Raw genomic sequence first — 20,310 nt, forward strand, 5'->3', positions numbered from 1 at the left:
GTCGTCTTTGTATTTTTCTGTCAGACGCATCGCGTGTGCTCCCCGGATGATCTTCGGTAAAGTGCGCACCATCATTGACCACGAGACGCTTCACCATAAGCGCCTCGACCACGGAAAGCAGGGCCATGACCGATAAGAGCCAACAATTCGCCAGCGACAACTATTCCGGTATCTGCCCTGAAGCCTGGGCGGCCATGGAACAGGCCAACCACGGCCACCAGCGTGCTTACGGCGACGATGAATGGACCGCTCGCGCGTCCGACGATTTCCGCAAACTGTTCGAAACCGACTGCGAAGTATTCTTCGCCTTCAACGGCACCGCCGCCAACTCGTTGGCCCTGTCGTCGCTGTGCCAGAGTTACCACAGCGTGATCTGCTCGGAAACCGCCCACGTTGAAACCGACGAATGCGGCGCACCGGAATTCTTCTCCAACGGTTCCAAGCTGCTCATCGCCCGCACCGAAAACGGCAAGCTGACCCCGGAATCGATCCGCGAAGTGGCCCTCAAGCGCCAGGACATCCACTACCCGAAACCGCGCGTCGTGACCCTGACCCAAGCCACCGAAGTCGGCAGCGTCTACACCCCGGAAGAAATCCGCGCCATCAGCGCCACCTGCAAGGAACTGGGCCTGAACCTGCACATGGACGGTGCGCGTTTCTCCAACGCCTGCGCGTTCCTTGGCTGCTCTCCGGCAGACCTGACCTGGAAGGCCGGCGTTGACGTGCTGTGCTTTGGCGGCACCAAAAACGGCATGGCGGTCGGTGAGGCGATTCTGTTCTTCAACGAAAAACTGGCTGAAGACTTCGACTACCGCTGCAAACAGGCCGGGCAACTGGCGTCGAAAATGCGCTTTTTGTCGGCACCGTGGGTCGGGATCCTGGAAAACGACGCCTGGCTCAAATACGCCCGCCACGCCAACCACTGCGCGCAGTTGCTGGCCGAACTGGTGAGCGACATACCTGGCGTGGAACTGATGTTCCCGGTACAGGCCAATGGCGTGTTCCTGCAACTGTCTGAACCTGCAATTGCTGCCTTGACCGCCAAGGGCTGGCGCTTCTACACCTTCATCGGCAACGGCGGCGCACGCTTCATGTGCTCGTGGGACACCGAAGAAGAACGCGTCCGTGAACTGGCCGCCGACATTCGCGAAGTCATGTCCCGCTGATCTCCATGCCAGTCTGCCGCAATGATCGTTCCCACGCTCCGCGTGGGAATGCCTCTTGGGACGCTCCGCGTTCCTGCTTCACCTGCGTTGTGACGCAGAGCGTCACGGGCTGCATTCCCACGCGGAGCGTGGGAACGATCAGTGTCGCAGTGACGCAATTTCCCACTGATTGCGCAGCTCTGTCCTCTAGTACCGTCACAAAATCGCGCCCACCCTAGCCATTCCAGCGCAAAGGATGCACCCATGGGCCGAAGCCGTTACACCATCACCGAACCCGACAAACCGCACTTCCTGACCTGCACGATCATGGAATGGCTGCCGCTGTTCATCCGCCCTTACATCGTCGATCACCTGCTTGATTGCTGGCGCTATCAGCAAACTCATCACGATCTAAAACTGTATGGCTATGTCGTTCTGGAGAACCATCTGCACTTTGTTGCCGAAGCTCCAGACTTGAACAAATGTCTCAGTCAATTCAAATCCTTTACCGCCCGGCAAATAATCGACGACCTGCAGAGCAAAGGCGCTGAACGTGCGCTGCAACGCCTGCGTTTTTGTAAACGCGCTCATAAGAAGGATCGGGTATATCAACTTTGGCAGGAGGGTTCACACGCAGAAATGGTGTACAGCGAAACGGTGATGCACCAAAAGCTGGACTACATCCACAACAACCCGGTGAAGCGCGGGTACGTAGACTTGCCGGAGCACGGGAGGTATTCAAGCGCCCGAGATTACACAGGCAAAGAGGGCTTGATTGAGATTCAACGGTGGTACTGAGACGATGACCGCAGTGATCGTTCCCACGCTCCGCGTGGGAACGACTCTCGGGACGCTCCGCGTTCCTGCAACACCACGGTGCATAACCGGACATCAATGCGACGCGGAGCGTCACGGGCTGCATTCCCACGCGGAGCGTGGGAACGATCAACACATCGAACTCAAGCGCTTCGACCTGATGCACCAGATCAACACCCGCGCGGTATTGCTGTGCAGCCAACGATCACACAAAAACCGATCGAGCGCTGTGCGCTGCTTCGTTTCAATATTTTCAATCATGGAAATGTTAACGACTTCCCGCTTTAAATCCAAAAACACACATCCACAAATTTGTCTAGCTGTAAAATCTGACAGCTAGACACTCTATTTAATACCTATTAACTTCATTTTCACTCAGCGGACATTTTCAATGGTGCACCTGAGTACTTACATATTTATAAAGGGAATAAAAAATGCAAATTTCAGACAAGCTGTTTTTAGAAAATAATACGCTTACAGGAGATGTTCCTACCAACGAGGAAAATCTCGGTATTAAACCAGGCGACACAATTGAAGACCACCTCAACCCGAAAACATCTGTCAGATTCAAGATGTGGAGAGTAAGCGAAGGGAAAATTTTCCTGAGTACGATAGCTGTTGGAGGGCCAGTTCCTCCCGAGACAGGTGAGCTTTGGAAAGCACCGGAAAACGAGCCTGAAACTCGTACAGCCATGCTATCGCTCAATAGCGGTGACATTATTATGAAGGAAGATATTATGAAGGAAGATAAATACTATAAAGTCCTGCACAACGAGTTCAGATACCCCATAAATGGCGCAAACACAGTAGTATACGTTGGCGCACAAATAGAACCGATTGAAGTTGACTCCAACCTTAGGCAAATCCTGGTTAACGCCAACCTCCTCGCAAAATGAGTAAGCAATGCTGCTAATAGAGTAAGAGACAATACTTCGGGGGGATATTCAATGAGTGTCCATCGTGCAGGACACTCCCCCCCATACTTTAATACTCGATACGCACGTCGCCCTTCGGCACGCTGCAGCACGACAAAATAAACCCTTCGGCCTCGTCTTCTTCGGTGATCCCGCCGTTGTGGTCCATTTCGACCTCGCCACCCAGTTTCATCACCTTGCACGTCCCGCAAATGCCCATGCCGCAGGCCTTCGGAATCAACAGCCCCAACTTGGCAGCCGCCGCGTGAACGGTTTCCCCCGGCGCAACGCGAATGCTTTTGCCGGACGCGGTGAATTCCACCTGATACAGATCCGCCACGTCGAGTTCCGGTGCGTCGGCCGCCTGCTCGGCGTGTTCCACTGCATCGGCGCGCGCCTCTGGCGGGGTCGCGCCGAAGGACTCTTCGTGATAACGCGACATATCGAAGCCAGCGGCTTCCAGCAAGCGCTTGACCGCACTCATGTACGGCGTCGGGCCGCAGCAGAACACTTCGCGCTCAAGGAAGTCCGGCGCCATCAACTCAAGCATTCGGTGGTTGAGGTAACCGCGATAACCGGCCCAGGGCTCACCCATGCCGTGCTTCTCGCAGATCAGGTGCAGGCTGAAGTTGTCGATCCGCGATGCCATGTGTTCCAGCTCACGGTGGTAAATGATGTCCTTGGGCGAGCGGGCGCTGTGGATAAACACCATGTCAACGTTGCCGTTGGTGTCATAGAACCAGCGCGCCATGGACATGACCGGCGTGATGCCGACGCCACCGCTGAGGTAGAGCACCTTCGGCGCGGTGAAGTCCATGGCGTTGAACAGCCCGACCGGCCCGTGCACTGCCAGCTCCTGACCTTCATGCAGGGTATCGTGCAGCCAGTTCGAGACCTTGCCGCCCGGCACACGCTTGATCGTCACCGAAAAGCTGTAAGGCACCGATGGCGAGCTGGAAATGGTGTAGGAGCGCATGATCGGCACGCCTTCGATTTCCAGCTCCAGGGTGACGAACTGCCCCGGTTTAAAGAAGAACATGATCGGCTGATCGGCCATGAAGCAGAAAGTGCGCACATCCCAGGTTTCCTGGATGACTTTGACGCAACGGACGATGTGTCGACCATTGGCCCAGGTCTGGGTCGTTACCGGATTCAGGAAGCTGTTGGACATGCTGTTCTCCACCGCCGATGCTCGGCCTTATGTTGGCGATTCTGCGTAACGCGCCGATCACCCATTTACCTATCTGCGACATTCACATACTTATCGCGACCAGCCTGCATCTACCGGGGGTTGCGCGTCGGGAACAGATTGGGCCATGTCGCCCATGGATAAGGTTCTGCCCAGCGCCGGCCCCACACTCGCCCCATACCAAGACACAACCATTACACCTTGCGTAGCAAACCTGATTAGCCACTTTCGCCGGCCACACAGAATGGCCTTGAGGATTAAACGATGGACGTCACCACTACCCTGAGCCTGGGCGATCCACTGGAACCCGCACGCAAGGCCACCGCGCAGATGCTGCAAGAACGCGAGCGCACTTTCTCGCTGCCGCAGCCGTTTTACTCTGACGAGCGGCTGTTTGATATCGACATGCAGGAAATCTTCCAGAAAGAGTGGTTGATCGCCGGCATGACCTGCGAGATCCCGACCAAGGGCAACTACCTGACCCTGCAAATCGGCAAAAACCCGATCATCGTGATTCGCGGCGCCGAAGGCGTTGTGCACGCGTTTCACAACGTCTGCCGCCACCGTGGTTCACGCCTGTGCACCAGCGAAAAAGGCAAGGTCGCCAAACTGGTTTGCCACTACCACCAGTGGACCTACGAGCTCGACGGTCGCCTGCTGTTCGCCGGCACCGAGATGGGCGCCGACTTCGACATGAAGCAGTACGGCCTCAAGCCGGTGAACGTGAAGACTGCGGGTGGCTACATCTTCATCAGCCTGTCGGAGAACCCGCCAGCCATCGATGACTTCCTGTCGACGCTGAACCATTACATGGAACCGTACGACATGGAGAACACCAAGGTGGCGATTACCACCACCTTGATGGAAAAGGCCAACTGGAAACTGGTGCTGGAAAACAACCGCGAGTGCTACCACTGCAACGCGTCACACCCGGAATTGCTGAAAACCCTGTTGGAATGGGACGACGTTACCGACCCACGTGCCGATCAGGCATTCAAGGACCACGTCGCGGCCTCCGCCGCTGCCTGGGAAGCCGAGAAGATCCCTTACGCCCACGCCAGCTTCGGCCTGCGTAACCGCATCGTGCGCATGCCGCTGCTCAAGGGCACTGTGTCGATGACCCTGGACGGCAAACAGGGCTGCGCCAAACTCATGGGCCGTATCAAGAACCCGGACCTGGGCTCGATGCGCATCTTGCACCTGCCGCACTCGTGGAACCACTGCATGGGCGACCACATCATCGTCTTCACGGTGTGGCCGATCAGCGCTCAGGAAACCATGGTCACCACCAAGTGGATCGTGCACAAGGATGCCGTTGAAGGCGTGGACTATGACGTGGAGCGCATGCGCCAGGTCTGGGACGCCACCAACGACCAGGACCGTCGCCTGGCCGAAGAGAACCAGCGCGGCATCAACTCCACCGCTTACCAGCCAGGGCCTTACTCCAAGACGTATGAGTTTGGCGTGGTGAACTTTGTGGACTGGTACAGCGAACGCCTGCTGAACAACCTGGGGGCCGAGCCTGCGCCGTACCTCAAAGGCGTTCCTGTACAAGGCTGACAGCGCTAAAAGCATCGTCGGAACGCCGCCCGGAGCCGGCTCACTCCTACAGGGGAATGTAGGAGTGAGCCTGCTCGCGATGGCACCCTCCCCAACAACACATCCTCCCCCGATATCCCCCCGATTCAGAACTGTACGAAATATGATCTATTCCGTTCAGCACTATGCCCCGCGCGCCTTCCAGCCTTCAGCAAACAAGTTATCCACACCTCCACCCACAGCTATTGGGGACAAGTGTGGTTTTACAGAAAACTTTCTCCACAGAAACTGAAGAAAATCCGTGACTTATCCAGAAGCAGGGTTTTGAACGGCAACTGGTTGTTTTTTGATCTAAAGCTTGAAGGTCACGTTTTACGTGGCTTACAGAGGATGGCAAACACCTTATCCACAGAAGCGCCAACAGACTTTGGGGGCAACTTCTGTCGTTCTGTGGAAAACCACTGGAAACCTTGATAAATCGCGGTTTGCGGGCTGTTTACCGGTCGGAATCGATGAATTGGTCGTTTTTTGAACAATCGTATGCAAGCACCGGTTTATAAGGCCTGTAGAGGTTAGCGAACATCTTATCCACAGAAGCGCCAACAGAGATTGGGGGCAAGTATTGGAGCACGCATAACTTTATCCACCGTAAAAAGCCCATAAAAACCGGCACTTAGCCTGGTTGTTTTTTGTACGGAGGCTTGCAGGGCTTGATTTGTGTGGGGTGTAGCGAGGGACGAACACGTTATCCACAGAATCGCCAACAGGAATTGTGGGTAAATCAGATTTTATTCAGACACGAGTGACCGGATTCGGGGTCAAGGTCCATCTCGTAGTCATTGAATGCCCGCCAGCCGAGCAAAATCGAAGGCACGTACTGCCCGTCCAACAACGACGGCGGAATGGTGAAGCCTGGGTAGTATTTGTACTGGATGACCCTGGTGTGGCCGGACAAATCCAATTCGCCCCTGAAGGTCTGATGGCGCGAGTTTTCGGCGACGTTGACAGGAGACTCCCCGGGCCAGGCCGACGTCAGGTAATCAACATTGCCGGTATCGACAATCGCCAGTGTCGCCCGGCGATCCAGGTGTGCGGCAATGGTCAGTCGTTGATTGATGTCCATGCGCCCATAGGTCACCGGCGCATCGCATCGCTCGGGAGGTGCAGCGTTAAGCTCCAAGTTCTTTCTGCTGAGCTTCAAGCGCCCCAACTTGCCGATCAGATCCAGCCCCAGCAAGTTATCCCGGTCGCTGACAAACACCAGGACATTCCTGAATTCGCTCCCGCCGATCGTCAAGGACTCGAAAATACCCAGCTTGGCTGACAGGTCATGTTCGCCATAAAAGGTGCTGTAGCCGTATTGGGAGTCGGTCAGCAAGGTGATGCCCATGAGCTTCGCGGTTTCGCTGTTGACCCGGGTTTGTGGCGCACCGGTGTCCACTATGAAACGCGACGAGACGCCGTTGGCCGCCTTGACGTCGATGTAGGGCAGCACTTCATCCGTGACGTAACCCTCGCTGGGGCGTGGATAAAGCGTCACGACCTCGTGTCGCCGGCTCCTGGTCACCGAAAAATCGCCGACCGCGCGCAGAGCCGCGATGGATCGAGGGCCAAACATGGAAAAAAGAACGTTGAGCTCGGGATCATTCGCGATGGCCCGGGCATGGCGGTGCTTGATCGCCAGGTAGTAATCAGGCAGTTGATTGGCGACTTTGGCCTCGAACATTCGGGCGTAAACGGAGACTGAACAACTGAGATTGCTCTCGGCATCCACAACCTTGGCGCACTGCTGCCGCATCTGTGCCAGGGACGCTATTTGCCCTTGCGGCGACGCCATCCACTGATAAAAATCCAGATCGGCTGCATGACGTGGCTCGACAGCCGCGGGCTTGGCCGCCGCCATCAAACCCGCAGGCACGCACATCACCGCACAGAGCAACCAGGTCGCACGACGCTGCAACGCCTTCATAGTCAACCCACTCAAAAACGGGTTTCATGATTAAGCGCTGAACGTCTAAAAGCTCCGTAGACCGTGCCGCACCCTTAGACAGCGCACAGCAAAACTGTAGCTCACCGAGCGGTACGGCGAGTGGTCGCCCTTACGGCCGATACATCAGGTAAGCCTCACCCGTGACCCGAATCATCGGGTGGGGCGTGATTTGACAGGTGTCGACGATACGAAAGCCGTGTCGCTCGTAAAACCGGCGGGCGCCGGTGTTCGCAGCGTAGTCGATCAGGCTCAGGCCATTGAGCCCCAACTGATTGGCCCGGTCGTAGGCGTAAGCGAGGAACTGCTTGCCCAGGCCCTGGTTGCGCCACCCCTCGTGCAGCGCCAGGCTGGAGATGTACAGGGTGTCAGGGATTTCCATCGTGGCGTAGGGCGCCAACACCGGGTCAGTCACCGGAGCCGCCAGCGGATCATGGCGCATCACATAGCAGTGCATCATGCCGACGACTTCCCCGTTCGCTTCGGCGATCAGGCAATTCTGATAGGAAAAGTCCACATCGTCGCGGGCATATCGGATGGCACCAACGTCCAGCAGGTCCTGGCCGGGCTCTGCTATCTGGCTCCAGATGTAATCCGAAGCCCCTTCCGACGAAATCTGGAACAACCGCGCAATCTCCCGCGCATCGCCGCGCCGGGCCAAACGAAACTCAACAGCCATTAACTTCCCCCAACGGACCGCTAGCGGACCACACCTTCTTCAATCAGCAATTTGAGAATGGCTTCAGCCCCCGCTTGCGCCGTAACACCCTTGAGCACTTGCCCACCGCCACCGCTGGCCTTGGCCGTCGCCGCCTTCATGCGATCGGCACCGCTCTTGGCCTTGATCACCTTCAAGCGCTTGGGCCGTGGCTTGGCCGGTTGCAGGGTGGCGACCGCCAGCAAATCATCGTCGACGACTTCCACGTCATCGGCGTGCAACACGCCCCGCCGCGCCGGGCCGTAGGCACTCTGCCGAGGTTTCGGTGCAGCGTTATCCACCGTGGCGAGAAACGGCAGGCGCACTTTCAATCGACGGCGCTGGCCACGGGGCAAAGCCTGAAGCACCAACGCAGAACTGCCATCGATGGACTCCACTTGAGCCAAACCGACCACCAATGGCCAGCCGAGGCTTTCCGCCAACAAAAACGGCAACATGCCCGAGCCTTCACCGGTTTCGGCCTGACTGCCGGTCAGCACGACTTGTGCCCCCGCATCGCGCAAGTAGGCGGTCAACGCTGGCAGTGCATCGGCACCTGAAGGCTGCTCAAGCACATGCAATTGTTCCAGCCCCATGCCCAGGTAGGCGCGCAGTGCAGGTTCAGCGACATCGCCGGCATGCAGCACTTGCAGGTTATCCCCAGCCAGTTGCAAGCCCAGCTCCACCGCCCGCGCATCCTGCTCCGCGCGACGTGGCCGGCCGGAGGTCGGGTGGGCGCCGATGGACACCAGGCTGATGATTTTCGTGCTCATAACCCTTTCCTTCCCTTAAGCCGCATCGCGCTTGGCGTCGTTGCGGTAAGCCGCTACCGCGTCGATCAAGGCTTGAAGAATCTCGGCGCTCTCGCCGATCACCGACAGGTCGGCCCGTTTGATCATGTCGCAGCCAGGATCGAGGTTGATTGCCACCACCTTGTCGCAGGCACCGATGCCTTGCAGGTGCTGAATCGCCCCGGAAATCCCCACGGCCACGTAAACCCGCGCGGTCACCCAGGTGCCGGATGCGCCAACCTGACGGTCACGGGCCATGAAGCCATCGTCCACCGCCACACGGGACGCGCCTTCGGTAGCGCCCAACGCCTCGGCCGTCCTGTGGAAAAGTCCCCAGTCCTTGACCCCATTGCCGCCTGAGAAGATGAACTCGGCTTCGGCCATCGGAATTGCCGCCGGGTCCACCGCCACCGCGCCCAGATCTTCGATGCGCGAGAGGCTGCGCACCACGGTTGTGGATAACTCCACCGCCAAGGCTTCGTGACGGGTTTCACTGACCGGTTCGGCACATTCGGCCGCCGCCAGAATCAACCGCGCAACCGGGCGTGCAAGGTCTTGCAAACCAGCACCGGCGCGGCCGATGCATTCCTGATCCTTGACCTGCCAGACCCGCGTGGCCGGGCGTTCGCCCAGTGCGGCGGCAAAACGTCGACCCAGTTCACCACCGCCGCTGCGGCTGTCCGGCAACAGCCAATGGCGCGGGCTGAACTGGTTATCCACAGCCCGCAAGCCCTGAACCCGTTGTTCCGGTGCATAACCGCTGAATTCGTCACCTTCCAGCACCAGCAAGCGATCGACGCCCGCCGTGGCAAACGCCGTCTCTTTGTGTTCGCCGAAGACCACGGCCAGTACCGCGCCGTCCTTGCCGGCCAACTGATGCGCCAGGCCCAGCAAGTCGCGGTCGTGGCTGCTCAAGCGACCGCCGACCATGTCCGGCACCACGCTGATGTAGAACGCAGGTGCTGGTACCTGATGCAGCGGCAGTTGCACTTCAACGGCGGCCGAGCGTTTGCTCGCCCCACCCTGTTGAGCGCCGCTGCGGTCAATGCGTTTGATGCCGTTGGGACCGATAAAACCGATGCCATGAGGATTCTTACGGATGACACCGTTCGGCCCCATCCAGCTGTGTTGCGCCGGTTGCATGGCCGCGTGCAGCGGGTGCAAACGGTTACGGGCGATCCATTCGGCGCGTGGGTCGCGGCGGATAATGTCGCTCATCAGTGGGCCTCCGCAGGTTCACGTTGGGCCGGTTTGGTCGGCTTGCTCGGGGCCGCGTCTTCGAGCAACGCGTCTGCCACCAGTTCGGCGATGTCCTTGATCAGCGGCCGGGGTTCGACCACGCCTTCGAGCATCGCAGTGCACTGTGGACAACCCACGGCCACCAGTTCGGCGCCGGTTTCGCGGATGTCTTCCATGCGCATGTCGGGAATACGTTGCTTGCCCGGAATGTCAGTGATCGGTGCACCGCCACCACCGCCGCAGCAGCGCGAGCGGAAACCGGAACGTTGCATCTCTTTCACTTCGATCCCGAGGGCGCGCAGTACTTCACGTGGTGCCTCGTATTCACCGTTGTAGCGGCCGAGGTAGCACGGATCGTGATAGGTCACGCTGTTGCCTTTGTGCTGACCCAGATTCAACGCGCCCGCACCGATGATTTCTGCCATGTAGGTGCTGTGGTGCTGCACCAGGTAGTTGCCGTCGAAGGCGCCGTACTCGTTTTTCAGCACGTGGAAGCTGTGCGGGTCGCAGGTGACGATGCGGTTGAAGCTGTATTTGGCCAGGGTCTGGATGTTGCGTTTGGCCAACAGCTGGAAGGTCGCTTCGTCGCCCAGGCGTCGGGCTACGTCACCGCTGTCGCGCTCTTCGAGGCCCAGCACCGCGAAGTCGACCTTGGCCGCTTTCAGCACTTTGACGAAGGCGCGCAAGGTGCGCTGGTTGCGCATGTCGAAGGCACCGTCGCCGACCCAGAACAGCACGTCGACGGATTTCTTCTCGCTCATCAGCGTGAGGTTCAGGTCCGCCGCCCAGTTCATCCGCCCGCCCGGCGCGAAGCCGCCCGGGTTGTCGGTGGCGATCAGGTTTTCCAGGACTTCGGCGCCCTTGTTTGGCGTGGCGCCTTTTTCCAGGGTCAGATGGCGGCGCATGTCGACGATGGCATCGACGTGCTCGATCATCATCGGGCACTCCTCGACGCAGGCGCGGCACGTGGTGCATGACCACAGGGTTTCAGCGTCCACCAGACCGTTGACGATCGGTTGATGCGGGTTGCCTGCGTGTTCACCGATGGCTTTGCCTGGATACGGGCTACCGGCGAACTTGGCATCGGTGCCACCGGCCAGACCGACCACCATGTCCTGAATCAGTTTTTTCGGGTTCAGCGGCTGGCCGGCGGCGTAAGCCGGGCACGCGGCTTCGCATTTACCGCACTGCACGCAGGCGTCGAAGCCGAGCAGTTGGTTCCAGGTGAAATCCTTGGGTTTTTCCACACCCAGCGGCGCGGTCGGGTCGTTCAGGTCCAGCGGTTTCAAACCGGTGGAACGGCCGCCATTAAAACGCTCGGCGCGACGGTGCCAGGCCAGGTGCAGCGCACCAGCGAAGGCGTGCTTCATCGGCCCGCCCCAGGTCATGCCGAAGAACAGTTCCGAAACGCCCCACAACACGCCGATCCCGAGGATCGCTGCCACCAGCCAACCACCGAAGTTTTCCGGAAGGATGCCGGCGACCGGCAGGGTCAACAGGAAGAACGATGCCGAGAACGCCAACAGGCTTTTCGGCAGGCGCATCCACGGGCCTTTGGACAAACGGGCCGGAGGGTTGCGCCGACGCAGGTAGACGAAGATCGCACCGACGAACATCACAGCCGTCATCAGTAACAGCGCATAACCAAGGATGCGGTTATGCAGGCCAAAACCATGAACCAGAATCGCCAGCACAATGGACGCCACTGCACCACCGGCCGTGGCGACGTGGGTGTTGGCGATGTATTTGTCCCGCGCGACGACATGGTGCAAATCGACCATGTAGCGCTTGGGCATGGCGAACAGGCCGCCGATCAGGTCAACTTTCGAAGCCCGGCCCCGACGCCACATAGCCACCCGCCGCAACGCGCCGAGGACAGCAAGGCCCAGGGCTGCGAACAACAGGATTGGAAGAAGGGTGTTCAACATGGTGGAGCTCCCAAAGACCGCAGGGTCTTGCAGGCCAAACTACCTGGATGCCTTGCCCGATTCCCTGTAGGAGCAGAGCTTGCTCGCGATGGCGGTATTTCTACCGCCAAAGATGCATCGGAAACTCCGACGCTATCGCGGGCAAGCCTTGCTCCTACAGGGCTATCCACAAGCTCTTAGAAATCCTTGCACAACCGCAGCGCGTCATAGATCGCCGCGTGGGTGTTGCGCTGGGCCACGCAGTCGCCGATGCGGAACAGCAAATAGCCGTCGCCCGCCTGGCTCAACGAAGGTTGCGGCTTGATCGCGAACAGGGCTTCGATGTCCATCTGGCCTTTGTTACGCGAGCCTTCCTTCAGGGCGTAGTAGATTTCTTCGTCCGGACGCACGCCGTTTTCGACAACAACCTGGTCCACCACCCGCTCCTCTTTGGCGCCGGTGTATTCGTTTTCCAGCACCGCCACCAGCTTGTCGCCTTCGCGGTAGACCTTCTCCAGCATCATGTCGCCGGTCATGATCACTTCTTTCGGGTACATGCTGCGGTAGTAAGTCGGGAACGACGTACCGCCAATGGCCACACCCGGCTTGATATCGTCGGTGACGATCTCGACCTGGCTGCCCTTGTCGGCGAGGAAGTCGGCCGTCGACATCCCGGTGAACTCGCAAATGGTGTCGTAGACCAGCACGTTCTTGCCCGGTGCAACCTTGCCGTCGAGGATGTCCCAACTGCTGACCACCAGACCTTCAGCCGCACCCCAGTGCTCGTTTTGCTCCAGGAATGGATGGCCGCCGACGGCGAGTACCACCACATCCGGACGCAGGTCGAGAATGGTTGCCGCATCGGCCGCCACGCCCAGGCGCAGGTCAACTTTCAACCTCGCTAACTCAAGCTGGAACCAGCGGGTGATACCGGCGATCTGGTCCCGTTGCGGGGCTTTCGAAGCGGTGGTGATCTGCCCGCCGATGAATTCTTTCTTCTCGAACAGGGTCACGTCGTGGCCACGTTCGGCCGACACACGCGCGGCTTCCATCCCGGCAGGGCCGGCACCGACCACCACAACCTTGCGCTTCACACCGGTCGATTTCTCGATGATGTGCGGCACGCCCATGTATTCACGGGAGGTCGCGGCGTTCTGGATGCACAACACATCCAGGCCTTGATACTGACGGTCGATGCAGTAGTTGGCGCCGACGCATTGCTTGATCTGGTCGACCTGGCCCATCTTGATCTTGGCGATCAGGTGCGGGTCCGCAATGTGGGCGCGGGTCATGCCGACCATGTCAACGTAGCCGCCTTCCAGAATACGGGTCGCCTGGTTCGGGTCCTTGATGTTCTGCGCGTGCAGGACCGGGGCCTTGACCACTTCCTTGATCCCGGCCGCCAGGTGCAGGAATGGCTCCGGTGGATAACTCATGTTGGGGATAACGTTGGCCAGGGTGTTGTGGGTGTCGCAACCCGAACCCACCACGCCGATGAAGTCGATCATGCCGGTGTCGTCGTAGTACTTGGCGATCTGCTTCATGTCCTCGTGGGACAAGCCATCCGGGTGGAATTCATCACCGCACAGACGGATGCCGACGCAGAAATCCGGGCCGACTTCAGCCCGCACAGCCTTGATCACTTCCAGACCGAAACGCATGCGGTTCTCGAAGCTGCCGCCCCATTCGTCGGTACGTTTGTTGACCCGCGGGCTCCAGAACTGGTCGATCATGTGCTGATGCACGGCGGACAGCTCGACGCCGTCCAGGCCACCGGCCTTGGCACGCGCGGCGGCGCTGGCGTAGTTGCCGATCACCCGCCAGATTTCTTCCGGTTCGATGGTTTTGCAGGTCGCACGGTGCACCGGCTCGCGGATGCCCGACGGCGACAGCAGGGTTGGCCAATGCTCGCCATCCCAGCGGGAACGGCGGCCCATGTGAGTAATCTGGATCATGATCTTGGCGCCATGCTTGTGCATGGCATCGGCCAGGTTCTGGAAATGCGGAATGATCCGGTCGTCGGCCAGGTTGACCGACTTCCACCAGCCTTGCGGGCTGTCGATGGCCACACTGGAAGAACCGCCGCAAATCGCCAGGCCGATCCCGCCCTTGGCTTTCTCTTCGTAATACTTGACGTACCGGTCGGTGGTCATGCCGCCGTCGGTGGCATAGACCTCGGCGTGCGCGGTGCTGAGCACGCGGTTGCGGATGGTCAGTTTGCCGATCTGGATCGGCTGGAACATTGCTTCGAAAGCCATGGCGGGTTCCTCGACTTACAACGGCTTGACGGTGAACAGGCCGTCGTCGTGGCCTTCTTCGGAGCCACCGTAAACCTGTTCGGCAACGGTGCGGATCTTGCTGCCACGGGCTTGCAGAATCTGGTCCATGGCACCGGCAAACCAGCCAGTGAACATGTAGTCGACCTTGCGCCCGACCTTGCCGTACACGTAGACGAACGCCGAGTGTTCGAGCTTGACGCTGGCAGTGCCTTTGTCGAGGTCGATGTCCTGGATCTTGAACAGGCCCCAGCCGCGCTGCGACAGGCGCTTCATGTAGTGCTCGAACACCGCAACGCCTTCCAGGCCGTGGCATTCAGCTTCTTTTTCACACCAGTGCCAGGCGGATTTGTAGCCGGCCTTGTAGAGGATTTCGGCGTAAGCGTCGGCGCCCAGCACTTCCTCGATGCCCATGTGGTTGTTGACGAAGAAATGACGCGGTACGTACAGCATTGGCAGGGCGTCGGAGGTCCAGACACCGGTTTCGCTGTCGACTTCGATTGGCAATTGCGGGGCGATTTTAGCCATGGGTAAAGCTCCAGAATTCAATGTGTTGAGGCGATAGCTAGCCGTAGCAGCTGTCGAGCCTGCGAGGCTGCGTTGGGCTGCGAAGCGGCCCCCGAGGGCGGTCCTTCGGACCGCAACGCAGCCTCGTGCCTCGGCAGCTGCTACAAAGATCGTTGTTTAAAAAGTGGCGTTATTCGCCCCAGACGTCCTTGAGGACGTTCACCCAGTTCTCGCCCATGATCTTGCGCACCACGCGCTCGGAGTGGCCGCGCTTGAGCAGGGTTTCGGTCAGGTTCGGGAACTCGCCCACGGTGCGGATGCCCAGCGGGTTGATGATCTTGCCGAAGCTGGTCAGGCGGCGGGCGTAGCCCTTGTCATGGGTCAGGTATTCGAAGAACTCCTGGCCATGGCCCTGGGTGAAATCGGTGCCGATGCCGATGGCGTCTTCGCCAACGATGTTCATGGTGTATTCGATGGCTTCGGCGTAATCGTCGATGGTCGAATCGATGCCCTTGGCCAGGAACGGCGCGAACATGGTCACGCCAACGAAACCGCCGTGATCGGCGATGAACTTCAGTTCTTCATCGGACTTGTTGCGCGGGTGGATTTTCAGGCCCGACGGCAGGCAGTGCGAGTAGCACACTGGCTTTTTCGATTCGAGGATGACTTCTTCCGACGTCTTGGAGCCGACGTGGGACAGGTCGCACATGACGCCGACGCGGTTCATCTCGGCGACGATTTCACGACCGAAACCCGACAGGCCGCCATCGCGCTCGTAGCAGCCGGTGCCCACCAGGTTCTGGGTGTTGTAGCACATCTGCACAATACCGACGCCGAGCTGCTTGAACACTTCGACATAGCCGATCTGGTCTTCAAACGCGTGAGCATTCTGGAAGCCGAACAGGATGCCGGTCTTGCCTTGCTCCTTGGCTTTACGGATGTCGGCAGTGGTGCGGACCGGGATCACCAGGTCGCTGTTCTCGCGAATCAGCTTCTGGCTGGCGGCGATGTTGTTGACGGTCGCCTGAAAGCCCTCCCACACCGACACGGTGCAGTTGGCCGCGGTCAGACCGCCCTTGCGCATGTCTTCGAACAGTTCACGGTTCCACTTGGCAATAATCAGCCCGTCGATAACGATGCTGTCGGCGTGCAATTCGGCTGGGCTCATCAGGCTGTCCCCTATTAGCGATTCACGCGCCGAATCGTGTGCCGGCGCTTTGGGGCCAGCATATGCCTCGGTGCCTCGGTAGCCGGGTGCAAAAACGACAGAGGGTTTGCCGAAAGCGTCAATCCGCGACAAAGGGTCGCCGCACGGCACGATTGCCCACCTGTTCAAGGGCCTTCGCATGGGCCAGAATTCGCGGCATTACTGAATGCACTACTGGATTGGGGCGGCGGCGCAATGAAATCGATCATCCTGGCTTTGGCACTGATAGCAACCGGCGTACACGCCGCTGAAGAGTCCGACGACAATCCCTGCGACAAAGTCGAAAACGACATCCAGACCCTCGAATGCTCGGCCTTCAGCCGAACCACTGCCGAAGACCTGCTCAAAGAAAACTACCAAGGCCTGACCGAGCGTATGCAAACGGCCTACGGCAAGAACCCGGCACAACTGTCCGACATCAACGCCAAGCTCAAGGCCGCTCAACAACAATGGCTGAAGACCCGAGATGCGGATTGCGCGGTTGAGGCGTTTCCGGCGACCAGCGGTAGCAAGGCGTTCACCATTGCGCAAAATGATTGCGTGGCGCGGATGAGTGACGAGCGGTCGGAGTTTTTGGAGTCGATTGGGCAGGAGTAAAGCCGATCGACTATCGGAAGCTGGCACTCACGCCAGCTTACTGTTCTGACAAACCGCCCTTTCCTACAGGCTGTGCTCACCACACCTACAACACCCTTTTAGCTTGATAAACGAACGCATCAGGCAGGCAACATGCCGACATGGTTCGTTTATTGGCGCCCTGAAAAATATAAGTAAAGATTCGAAAATCTTATAAAAGACTTATATTTTCCCATGAACAGCATTCACTGGACTCGAAAGGCCGTTAAGCAGCTTCTGAAATTGCATTCCGCTCACCAGATCCAGGTTCGTGTGCCGTCACGGTGCTAACCGGCATGCCTGATACAGGCAATGTCAAAGCACTGGTTGGTCATGACTATGCCTATCGACTTCGAGTGGGTAACTATCGAGTCATGTTCGACTGGGATGGCGCAATCAAGTGGTCAGTATTCAAGAGGTCAAAAAACGTGATGAACGCACCTACTGACGTTCAAATCATCAATGATGCAGAGGGAAACCCTGCTTTCGTGGTCATTCCCTACGCGCAATATGTGGCGCAAAAGATTGAGCCCGATCTGATTCCCCATGAAGTGGTCAGCCGTATCGTCGATGGCGCGACGCCGATTCGCGCATGGCGTGAACATCTGAACCTTACTCAGGATGAAGTGGCCAAACGCATGGGTATCTCCCAACCGGCCTTTGCGCAGCAGGAAACTGTCGCCAACCCCCGCAAGGCTACCCGCGAAAAAATCGCCGCAGCTTTCGGTATCAACGCCGATCAGCTTGAGCTGTAAGCTGCACGCCATCAGCCACTCAAGGAATTCAAATGAACATCTGCGGCATCGAAATCAAAGGCAGCGAAGCGATCATCGCCGTGGCCTCCCTCGACGGTTCGACCCTGAGCCATGTCGCCCTCAACACCAAGAAAATCGCCCTTGAGGATGACGACGAAGCCGCCAACGTCAAAGTGTTTGCGGCACAGGTCGCCTCGTTCGTGCGCGAGAACTCGATTGACCGGATCGCGATCAAGAAGCGCAGCAAGAAAGGCGAGTTCGCGGGCGGGCCGACTACGTTCAAGATCGAGGGCGTTTTCCAGCTGCTGGAGAATTGCGAGGTGACGTTGTTGTCGCCACAGACGATTAATGCGCAGAACAAGAAATTCGACTTCGAACTGCCGGCCACGCTGAACAAGTATCAGCATGAAGCGTTTAAAGCGGCCTGCTCGGCATTGATGAAGAAGTAACGCCCTCCACCGATCGTTCCCACGCTCTGCGTGGTAATGCATCCCGTGACGCTCTGCGTCACATCTCGAAGCGGACGCAGAGCGTCCATGGCGGCGTTCCCACGCAGAGCGTGGGAACGATCATGCCTTGGCGGTACGCCGGTCTTCCCGTGGGCACCGTTCAAACTTCGCCCGATAGCTGCGGGTGAAATACGACGGCGATTCAAACCCGCACGCAATACTCACTTCCAACACGCTCATGTCTGTCTGCCGCAATAACTGTCGGGCTTTCTCCAGCCGCAAGCGCAGGTAGAAATTGCTTGGCGTGTCGTTCAAATGCAGGCGAAACAATCGCTCCAGCTGACGCCGGGTGACTTTGATCGAGTCCGCCAGTTCCAGTGTGCTCAGTGGCGGTTCGCTGTGCTGTTCCATCTCGCCGATAACGTGAACAAGCTTCTTGTTTCGGATGCCATAGCGCGTGGCGACTTCCATGCGCTGGTGGTCTTTGCGTGGGCGGATGCGGCCGAGCACGAATTGTTCGCTGACCTGGATCGCCAGTTCCGGGCCGTGGGCCTGGGCGATGAGGTCGAGCATCAGGTCGATGGAGGCGGTGCCGCCCGCCGAGGTGATGCGCCGGCGGTCGATCTCGAACAGTTCCTGAGTCACGCTGAGCTGTGGATAAGATTCCTTGAACGCGTCGATGGCTTCCCAGTGCAGGGTCAGGCGATGGCCTTCGAGCAGGCCGGCCTCGGCGAGAATGAAGCTGCCAGTGTCGATGGCGCCAAGGGTCACGCCTTCGATGTCCAGGCGTCGCAGCCAGTGCTCCAGCGCCGGGGTGGCGAATTTCAGCGGCTCGAAGCCGGCGACCACCAAGAGCGTCGCACCTTTCTTCAGCGGCTCCAGCGCCGCATCGGCGTTGACCGACATGCCGTTGCTGGCCAAAACCGCACCGCCGTCAGCGCTCAGCACATGCCAGCGGTACAGCTCGCCCCGAAAGCGATTGGCAACCCGCAGCGGCTCGATGGCCGAGATAAATCCAATCGCCGAGAAACCCGGCATCAACAAGAAGTAGAAATCCTGGGACATGGAGCGCACTCGATTGGCATATAGCGAGAGGGCGGGCAGCGTGTTGACGTTGATACGCCACTTGCAAGCAGCATTCAAGAGGACAGGTCGCTGCAGTGCAAGAGCTGGTCGCCGTAGTGCGCTTTCATGGGCGTGTTGCTGCGTAACTTGGCATCACCGGCGCATCAGACACCGGAACTCACAATAACGAACTGCCGAGGAACCTGAGATGAAACGACTGATCAGCAGCTGTGTTCTTGCACTCAGCGGTACCGCACTCCTGAGCGCCAGCGTCATGGCCGCCGAACCCGCCTCGTGCCAGAACGTGCGCATGGGCGTAGTGAACTGGACTGATGTCATTGCCACCAGCGCCATGACCCAGGTGCTACTCGATGGCCTCGGCTACAACACCAAACAAACCAGCGCGTCCCAGCAGATTATCTTCGCCGGGATCCGCGATCAGCGCCTGGACCTGTTCCTCGGTTACTGGAACCCGCTGATGACCCAGACCATCACCCCGTTCGTCGATGGCAACCAGGTCAAAGTGCTGCAAGCTCCAAGCCTGAAAGACGCCCGCGCAACCCTCGCCGTACCGACCTACCTCGCCGACAAGGGCCTGAAAACCTTCGCCGACATCGCCAAGTTCGAAAAAGAACTGGGCGGCAAGATCTACGGCATCGAGCCTGGCTCGGGCGCCAACACCCAGATCAAGGCGATGATCGCCAAGAACCAGTTTGGCCTCGGCAAGTTCCAGCTGGTCGAGTCCAGCGAAGCCGGCATGCTCGCGGCGGTGGATCGCGCCGTGCGCCGCAACGAGGCCGTGGTGTTCTTCGGCTGGGCGCCGCACCCGATGAACGTCAACGTGAAGATGACCTACCTCACTGGCAGTGACGACGCCCTGGGCCCGAACGAAGGCATGGCCACGGTCTGGACCGTCACCGCGCCCAAGTACGCCGAACAATGCCCGAACATCGGGCGCCTGCTGAGCAACCTCACCTACTCCGCCGAAGACGAGAGCCGGATGATGCAGCCGCTGCTCGATCACAAAGACGCCTTCGAATCGGCCAAGCAATGGCTGAAAGATCACCCGCAAGACAAACAGCGCTGGCTCGAAGGCGTAACTACCTTCGATGGCAAACCGGCGGCTGAAAACCTGCAACTGACCAGCAAGTAAACCCTGGATCCAAACCACCGATTCGCAGCCCGACCGGGCTGCGAGCGGGACCACCACGT

General features: G+C 58.9%; 18 protein-coding genes and 1 pseudogene. 9 read left to right on the forward strand and 10 right to left on the reverse strand.

Going from position 1 to position 20,310, the window contains the following annotated elements; genetic code table 11:
- Positions 1-125 precede the first annotated feature (125 nt).
- The 3 genes from LOY55_RS28210 (at position 126) to LOY55_RS28220 (ending at position 2,857) form a co-directional block, all read left to right on the forward strand.
- A complete protein-coding gene (locus tag LOY55_RS28210; RefSeq protein WP_109785583.1) occupies positions 126-1,166 on the forward strand; it encodes a low specificity L-threonine aldolase in 1,041 nt (346 codons plus the stop codon).
- A gap of 243 nt (positions 1,167-1,409) precedes the next feature.
- Positions 1,410-1,943 carry an REP-associated tyrosine transposase gene (locus LOY55_RS28215; protein ID WP_223522879.1) on the forward strand — a complete coding sequence of 178 codons (534 nt, stop codon included), beginning with the start codon at positions 1,410-1,412 and terminating at the stop codon, positions 1,941-1,943.
- A gap of 452 nt (positions 1,944-2,395) precedes the next feature.
- Complete coding sequence (locus LOY55_RS28220; protein ID WP_223522880.1) at positions 2,396-2,857, forward strand: hypothetical protein; 462 nt, start codon at positions 2,396-2,398, stop codon at positions 2,855-2,857.
- Between the two features lie 88 nt (positions 2,858-2,945).
- On the opposite strand, the gene gbcB is transcribed toward LOY55_RS28220, so the two are convergent.
- Positions 2,946-4,046 carry a glycine-betaine demethylase subunit GbcB gene (gene gbcB, locus LOY55_RS28225; RefSeq protein ID WP_223522882.1) on the reverse strand — a complete coding sequence of 367 codons (1,101 nt, stop codon included), beginning with the start codon at positions 4,044-4,046 and terminating at the stop codon, positions 2,946-2,948.
- 282 nt (positions 4,047-4,328) lie between these two features.
- Here gbcB and gbcA point away from each other — a divergent pair, with 282 nt between their 5' ends.
- Positions 4,329-5,624: a glycine-betaine demethylase subunit GbcA gene (gene gbcA / locus LOY55_RS28230; protein ID WP_223522884.1), complete on the forward strand. Its 1,296-nt coding sequence runs from the start codon at positions 4,329-4,331 to the stop codon at positions 5,622-5,624.
- A 760-nt stretch (positions 5,625-6,384) separates the two neighbouring features.
- Here the strand turns inward: gbcA and LOY55_RS28235 are convergent.
- The 8 genes from LOY55_RS28235 to LOY55_RS28270 all read right to left on the reverse strand — a co-directional run bounded on the left by LOY55_RS28235 (position 6,385) and on the right by LOY55_RS28270 (position 16,175).
- Positions 6,385-7,572 (reverse strand): retropepsin-like aspartic protease, encoded by a 1,188-nt coding sequence (locus LOY55_RS28235; RefSeq protein WP_223523090.1) that lies wholly within the window; start codon positions 7,570-7,572, stop codon positions 6,385-6,387.
- Between the two features lie 130 nt (positions 7,573-7,702).
- A complete protein-coding gene (locus tag LOY55_RS28240) occupies positions 7,703-8,269 on the reverse strand; it encodes a GNAT family N-acetyltransferase (protein ID WP_046029871.1) in 567 nt (188 codons plus the stop codon).
- Positions 8,270-8,289: 20 nt separating this feature from the next.
- The gene (locus LOY55_RS28245) at positions 8,290-9,060 is read right to left on the reverse strand and encodes an electron transfer flavoprotein subunit beta (protein WP_077431143.1); all 771 of its coding nucleotides are present in this window, start codon (positions 9,058-9,060) and stop codon (positions 8,290-8,292) included.
- Positions 9,061-9,075: 15 nt separating this feature from the next.
- Positions 9,076-10,296 (reverse strand): electron transfer flavoprotein subunit alpha/FixB family protein, encoded by a 1,221-nt coding sequence (locus LOY55_RS28250; protein ID WP_223522885.1) that lies wholly within the window; start codon positions 10,294-10,296, stop codon positions 9,076-9,078.
- Entirely contained in the window at positions 10,296-12,245 is a 1,950-nt protein-coding gene (dgcB, locus tag LOY55_RS28255) for a dimethylglycine demethylation protein DgcB (protein WP_223522886.1), read from the reverse strand. Before dgcB ends, LOY55_RS28250 begins: the two co-directional genes overlap by 1 nt.
- Positions 12,246-12,421: 176 nt before the next feature.
- Entirely contained in the window at positions 12,422-14,482 is a 2,061-nt protein-coding gene (gene dgcA / locus LOY55_RS28260) for a dimethylglycine demethylation protein DgcA (RefSeq protein ID WP_046052432.1), read from the reverse strand.
- Between the two features lie 15 nt (positions 14,483-14,497).
- The gene (locus tag LOY55_RS28265; RefSeq protein WP_008033249.1) at positions 14,498-15,028 is read right to left on the reverse strand and encodes a DUF5943 domain-containing protein; all 531 of its coding nucleotides are present in this window, start codon (positions 15,026-15,028) and stop codon (positions 14,498-14,500) included.
- Between the two features lie 169 nt (positions 15,029-15,197).
- Positions 15,198-16,175, reverse strand: coding sequence for a dipeptidase (locus LOY55_RS28270; RefSeq protein ID WP_046029863.1), 978 nt, complete (start codon positions 16,173-16,175; stop codon positions 15,198-15,200).
- A gap of 234 nt (positions 16,176-16,409) precedes the next feature.
- On the opposite strand from LOY55_RS28270, the gene LOY55_RS28275 reads away from it, so the two are divergent.
- From LOY55_RS28275 to LOY55_RS28290, 4 genes and pseudogenes are all read left to right on the forward strand, one after another.
- Positions 16,410-16,811, forward strand: a complete 402-nt coding sequence (locus LOY55_RS28275) for a lysozyme inhibitor LprI family protein (protein ID WP_046029862.1) — start codon at positions 16,410-16,412, stop codon at positions 16,809-16,811.
- Positions 16,812-17,024: 213 nt separating this feature from the next.
- A pseudogene (locus LOY55_RS28280) lies at positions 17,025-17,277 on the forward strand (type II toxin-antitoxin system RelE family toxin).
- On the forward strand, positions 17,261-17,584 hold the full coding sequence (locus LOY55_RS28285; protein WP_109785589.1) for a helix-turn-helix domain-containing protein: 324 nt from the start codon (positions 17,261-17,263) through the stop codon (positions 17,582-17,584). The pseudogene LOY55_RS28280 and the gene LOY55_RS28285 overlap by 17 nt, the downstream one beginning before the upstream one ends.
- A 32-nt stretch (positions 17,585-17,616) precedes the next feature.
- Positions 17,617-18,033 (forward strand): DUF3010 family protein, encoded by a 417-nt coding sequence (locus LOY55_RS28290; RefSeq protein WP_046029859.1) that lies wholly within the window; start codon positions 17,617-17,619, stop codon positions 18,031-18,033.
- A 120-nt stretch (positions 18,034-18,153) separates the two neighbouring features.
- On the opposite strand, the gene LOY55_RS28295 is transcribed toward LOY55_RS28290, so the two are convergent.
- Positions 18,154-19,098, reverse strand: a complete 945-nt coding sequence (locus tag LOY55_RS28295) for a GlxA family transcriptional regulator (RefSeq protein ID WP_109785590.1) — start codon at positions 19,096-19,098, stop codon at positions 18,154-18,156.
- A 208-nt stretch (positions 19,099-19,306) separates the two neighbouring features.
- Here LOY55_RS28295 and choX point away from each other — a divergent pair, with 208 nt between their 5' ends.
- A complete protein-coding gene (gene choX, locus LOY55_RS28300) occupies positions 19,307-20,251 on the forward strand; it encodes a choline ABC transporter substrate-binding protein (RefSeq protein ID WP_046029855.1) in 945 nt (314 codons plus the stop codon).
- Positions 20,252-20,310 lie beyond the last annotated feature (59 nt).

The organism is Pseudomonas sp. B21-040 (assembly GCF_024748695.1).
GTDB lineage: Bacteria > Pseudomonadota > Gammaproteobacteria > Pseudomonadales > Pseudomonadaceae > Aquipseudomonas.

Excerpts from the sequence above, each read along its gene's own strand:
- choX (WP_046029855.1), top strand. The coding sequence starts at position 19,307 with ATGAAACGACTGATCAGCAGCTGTGTTCTTGCACTCAGCGGTACCGCA.
- LOY55_RS28275 (WP_046029862.1), top strand. The coding sequence starts at position 16,410 with ATGAAATCGATCATCCTGGCTTTGGCACTGATAGCAACCGGCGTACAC.
- dgcA (WP_046052432.1), bottom strand. The coding sequence starts at position 14,482 with ATGGCTTTCGAAGCAATGTTCCAGCCGATCCAGATCGGCAAACTGACC.
- LOY55_RS28285 (WP_109785589.1), top strand. The coding sequence starts at position 17,261 with ATGAACGCACCTACTGACGTTCAAATCATCAATGATGCAGAGGGAAAC.
- LOY55_RS28215 (WP_223522879.1), top strand. The coding sequence starts at position 1,410 with ATGGGCCGAAGCCGTTACACCATCACCGAACCCGACAAACCGCACTTC.
- LOY55_RS28220 (WP_223522880.1), top strand. The coding sequence starts at position 2,396 with ATGCAAATTTCAGACAAGCTGTTTTTAGAAAATAATACGCTTACAGGA.
- LOY55_RS28210 (WP_109785583.1), top strand. The coding sequence starts at position 126 with ATGACCGATAAGAGCCAACAATTCGCCAGCGACAACTATTCCGGTATC.
- dgcB (WP_223522886.1), bottom strand. The coding sequence starts at position 12,245 with ATGTTGAACACCCTTCTTCCAATCCTGTTGTTCGCAGCCCTGGGCCTT.
- gbcB (WP_223522882.1), bottom strand. The coding sequence starts at position 4,046 with ATGTCCAACAGCTTCCTGAATCCGGTAACGACCCAGACCTGGGCCAAT.
- LOY55_RS28240 (WP_046029871.1), bottom strand. The coding sequence starts at position 8,269 with ATGGCTGTTGAGTTTCGTTTGGCCCGGCGCGGCGATGCGCGGGAGATT.
- gbcA (WP_223522884.1), top strand. The coding sequence starts at position 4,329 with ATGGACGTCACCACTACCCTGAGCCTGGGCGATCCACTGGAACCCGCA.
- LOY55_RS28235 (WP_223523090.1), bottom strand. The coding sequence starts at position 7,572 with ATGAAGGCGTTGCAGCGTCGTGCGACCTGGTTGCTCTGTGCGGTGATG.
- LOY55_RS28250 (WP_223522885.1), bottom strand. The coding sequence starts at position 10,296 with ATGAGCGACATTATCCGCCGCGACCCACGCGCCGAATGGATCGCCCGT.
- LOY55_RS28270 (WP_046029863.1), bottom strand. The coding sequence starts at position 16,175 with ATGAGCCCAGCCGAATTGCACGCCGACAGCATCGTTATCGACGGGCTG.
- LOY55_RS28295 (WP_109785590.1), bottom strand. The coding sequence starts at position 19,098 with ATGTCCCAGGATTTCTACTTCTTGTTGATGCCGGGTTTCTCGGCGATT.
- LOY55_RS28265 (WP_008033249.1), bottom strand. The coding sequence starts at position 15,028 with ATGGCTAAAATCGCCCCGCAATTGCCAATCGAAGTCGACAGCGAAACC.
- LOY55_RS28290 (WP_046029859.1), top strand. The coding sequence starts at position 17,617 with ATGAACATCTGCGGCATCGAAATCAAAGGCAGCGAAGCGATCATCGCC.
- LOY55_RS28245 (WP_077431143.1), bottom strand. The coding sequence starts at position 9,060 with ATGAGCACGAAAATCATCAGCCTGGTGTCCATCGGCGCCCACCCGACC.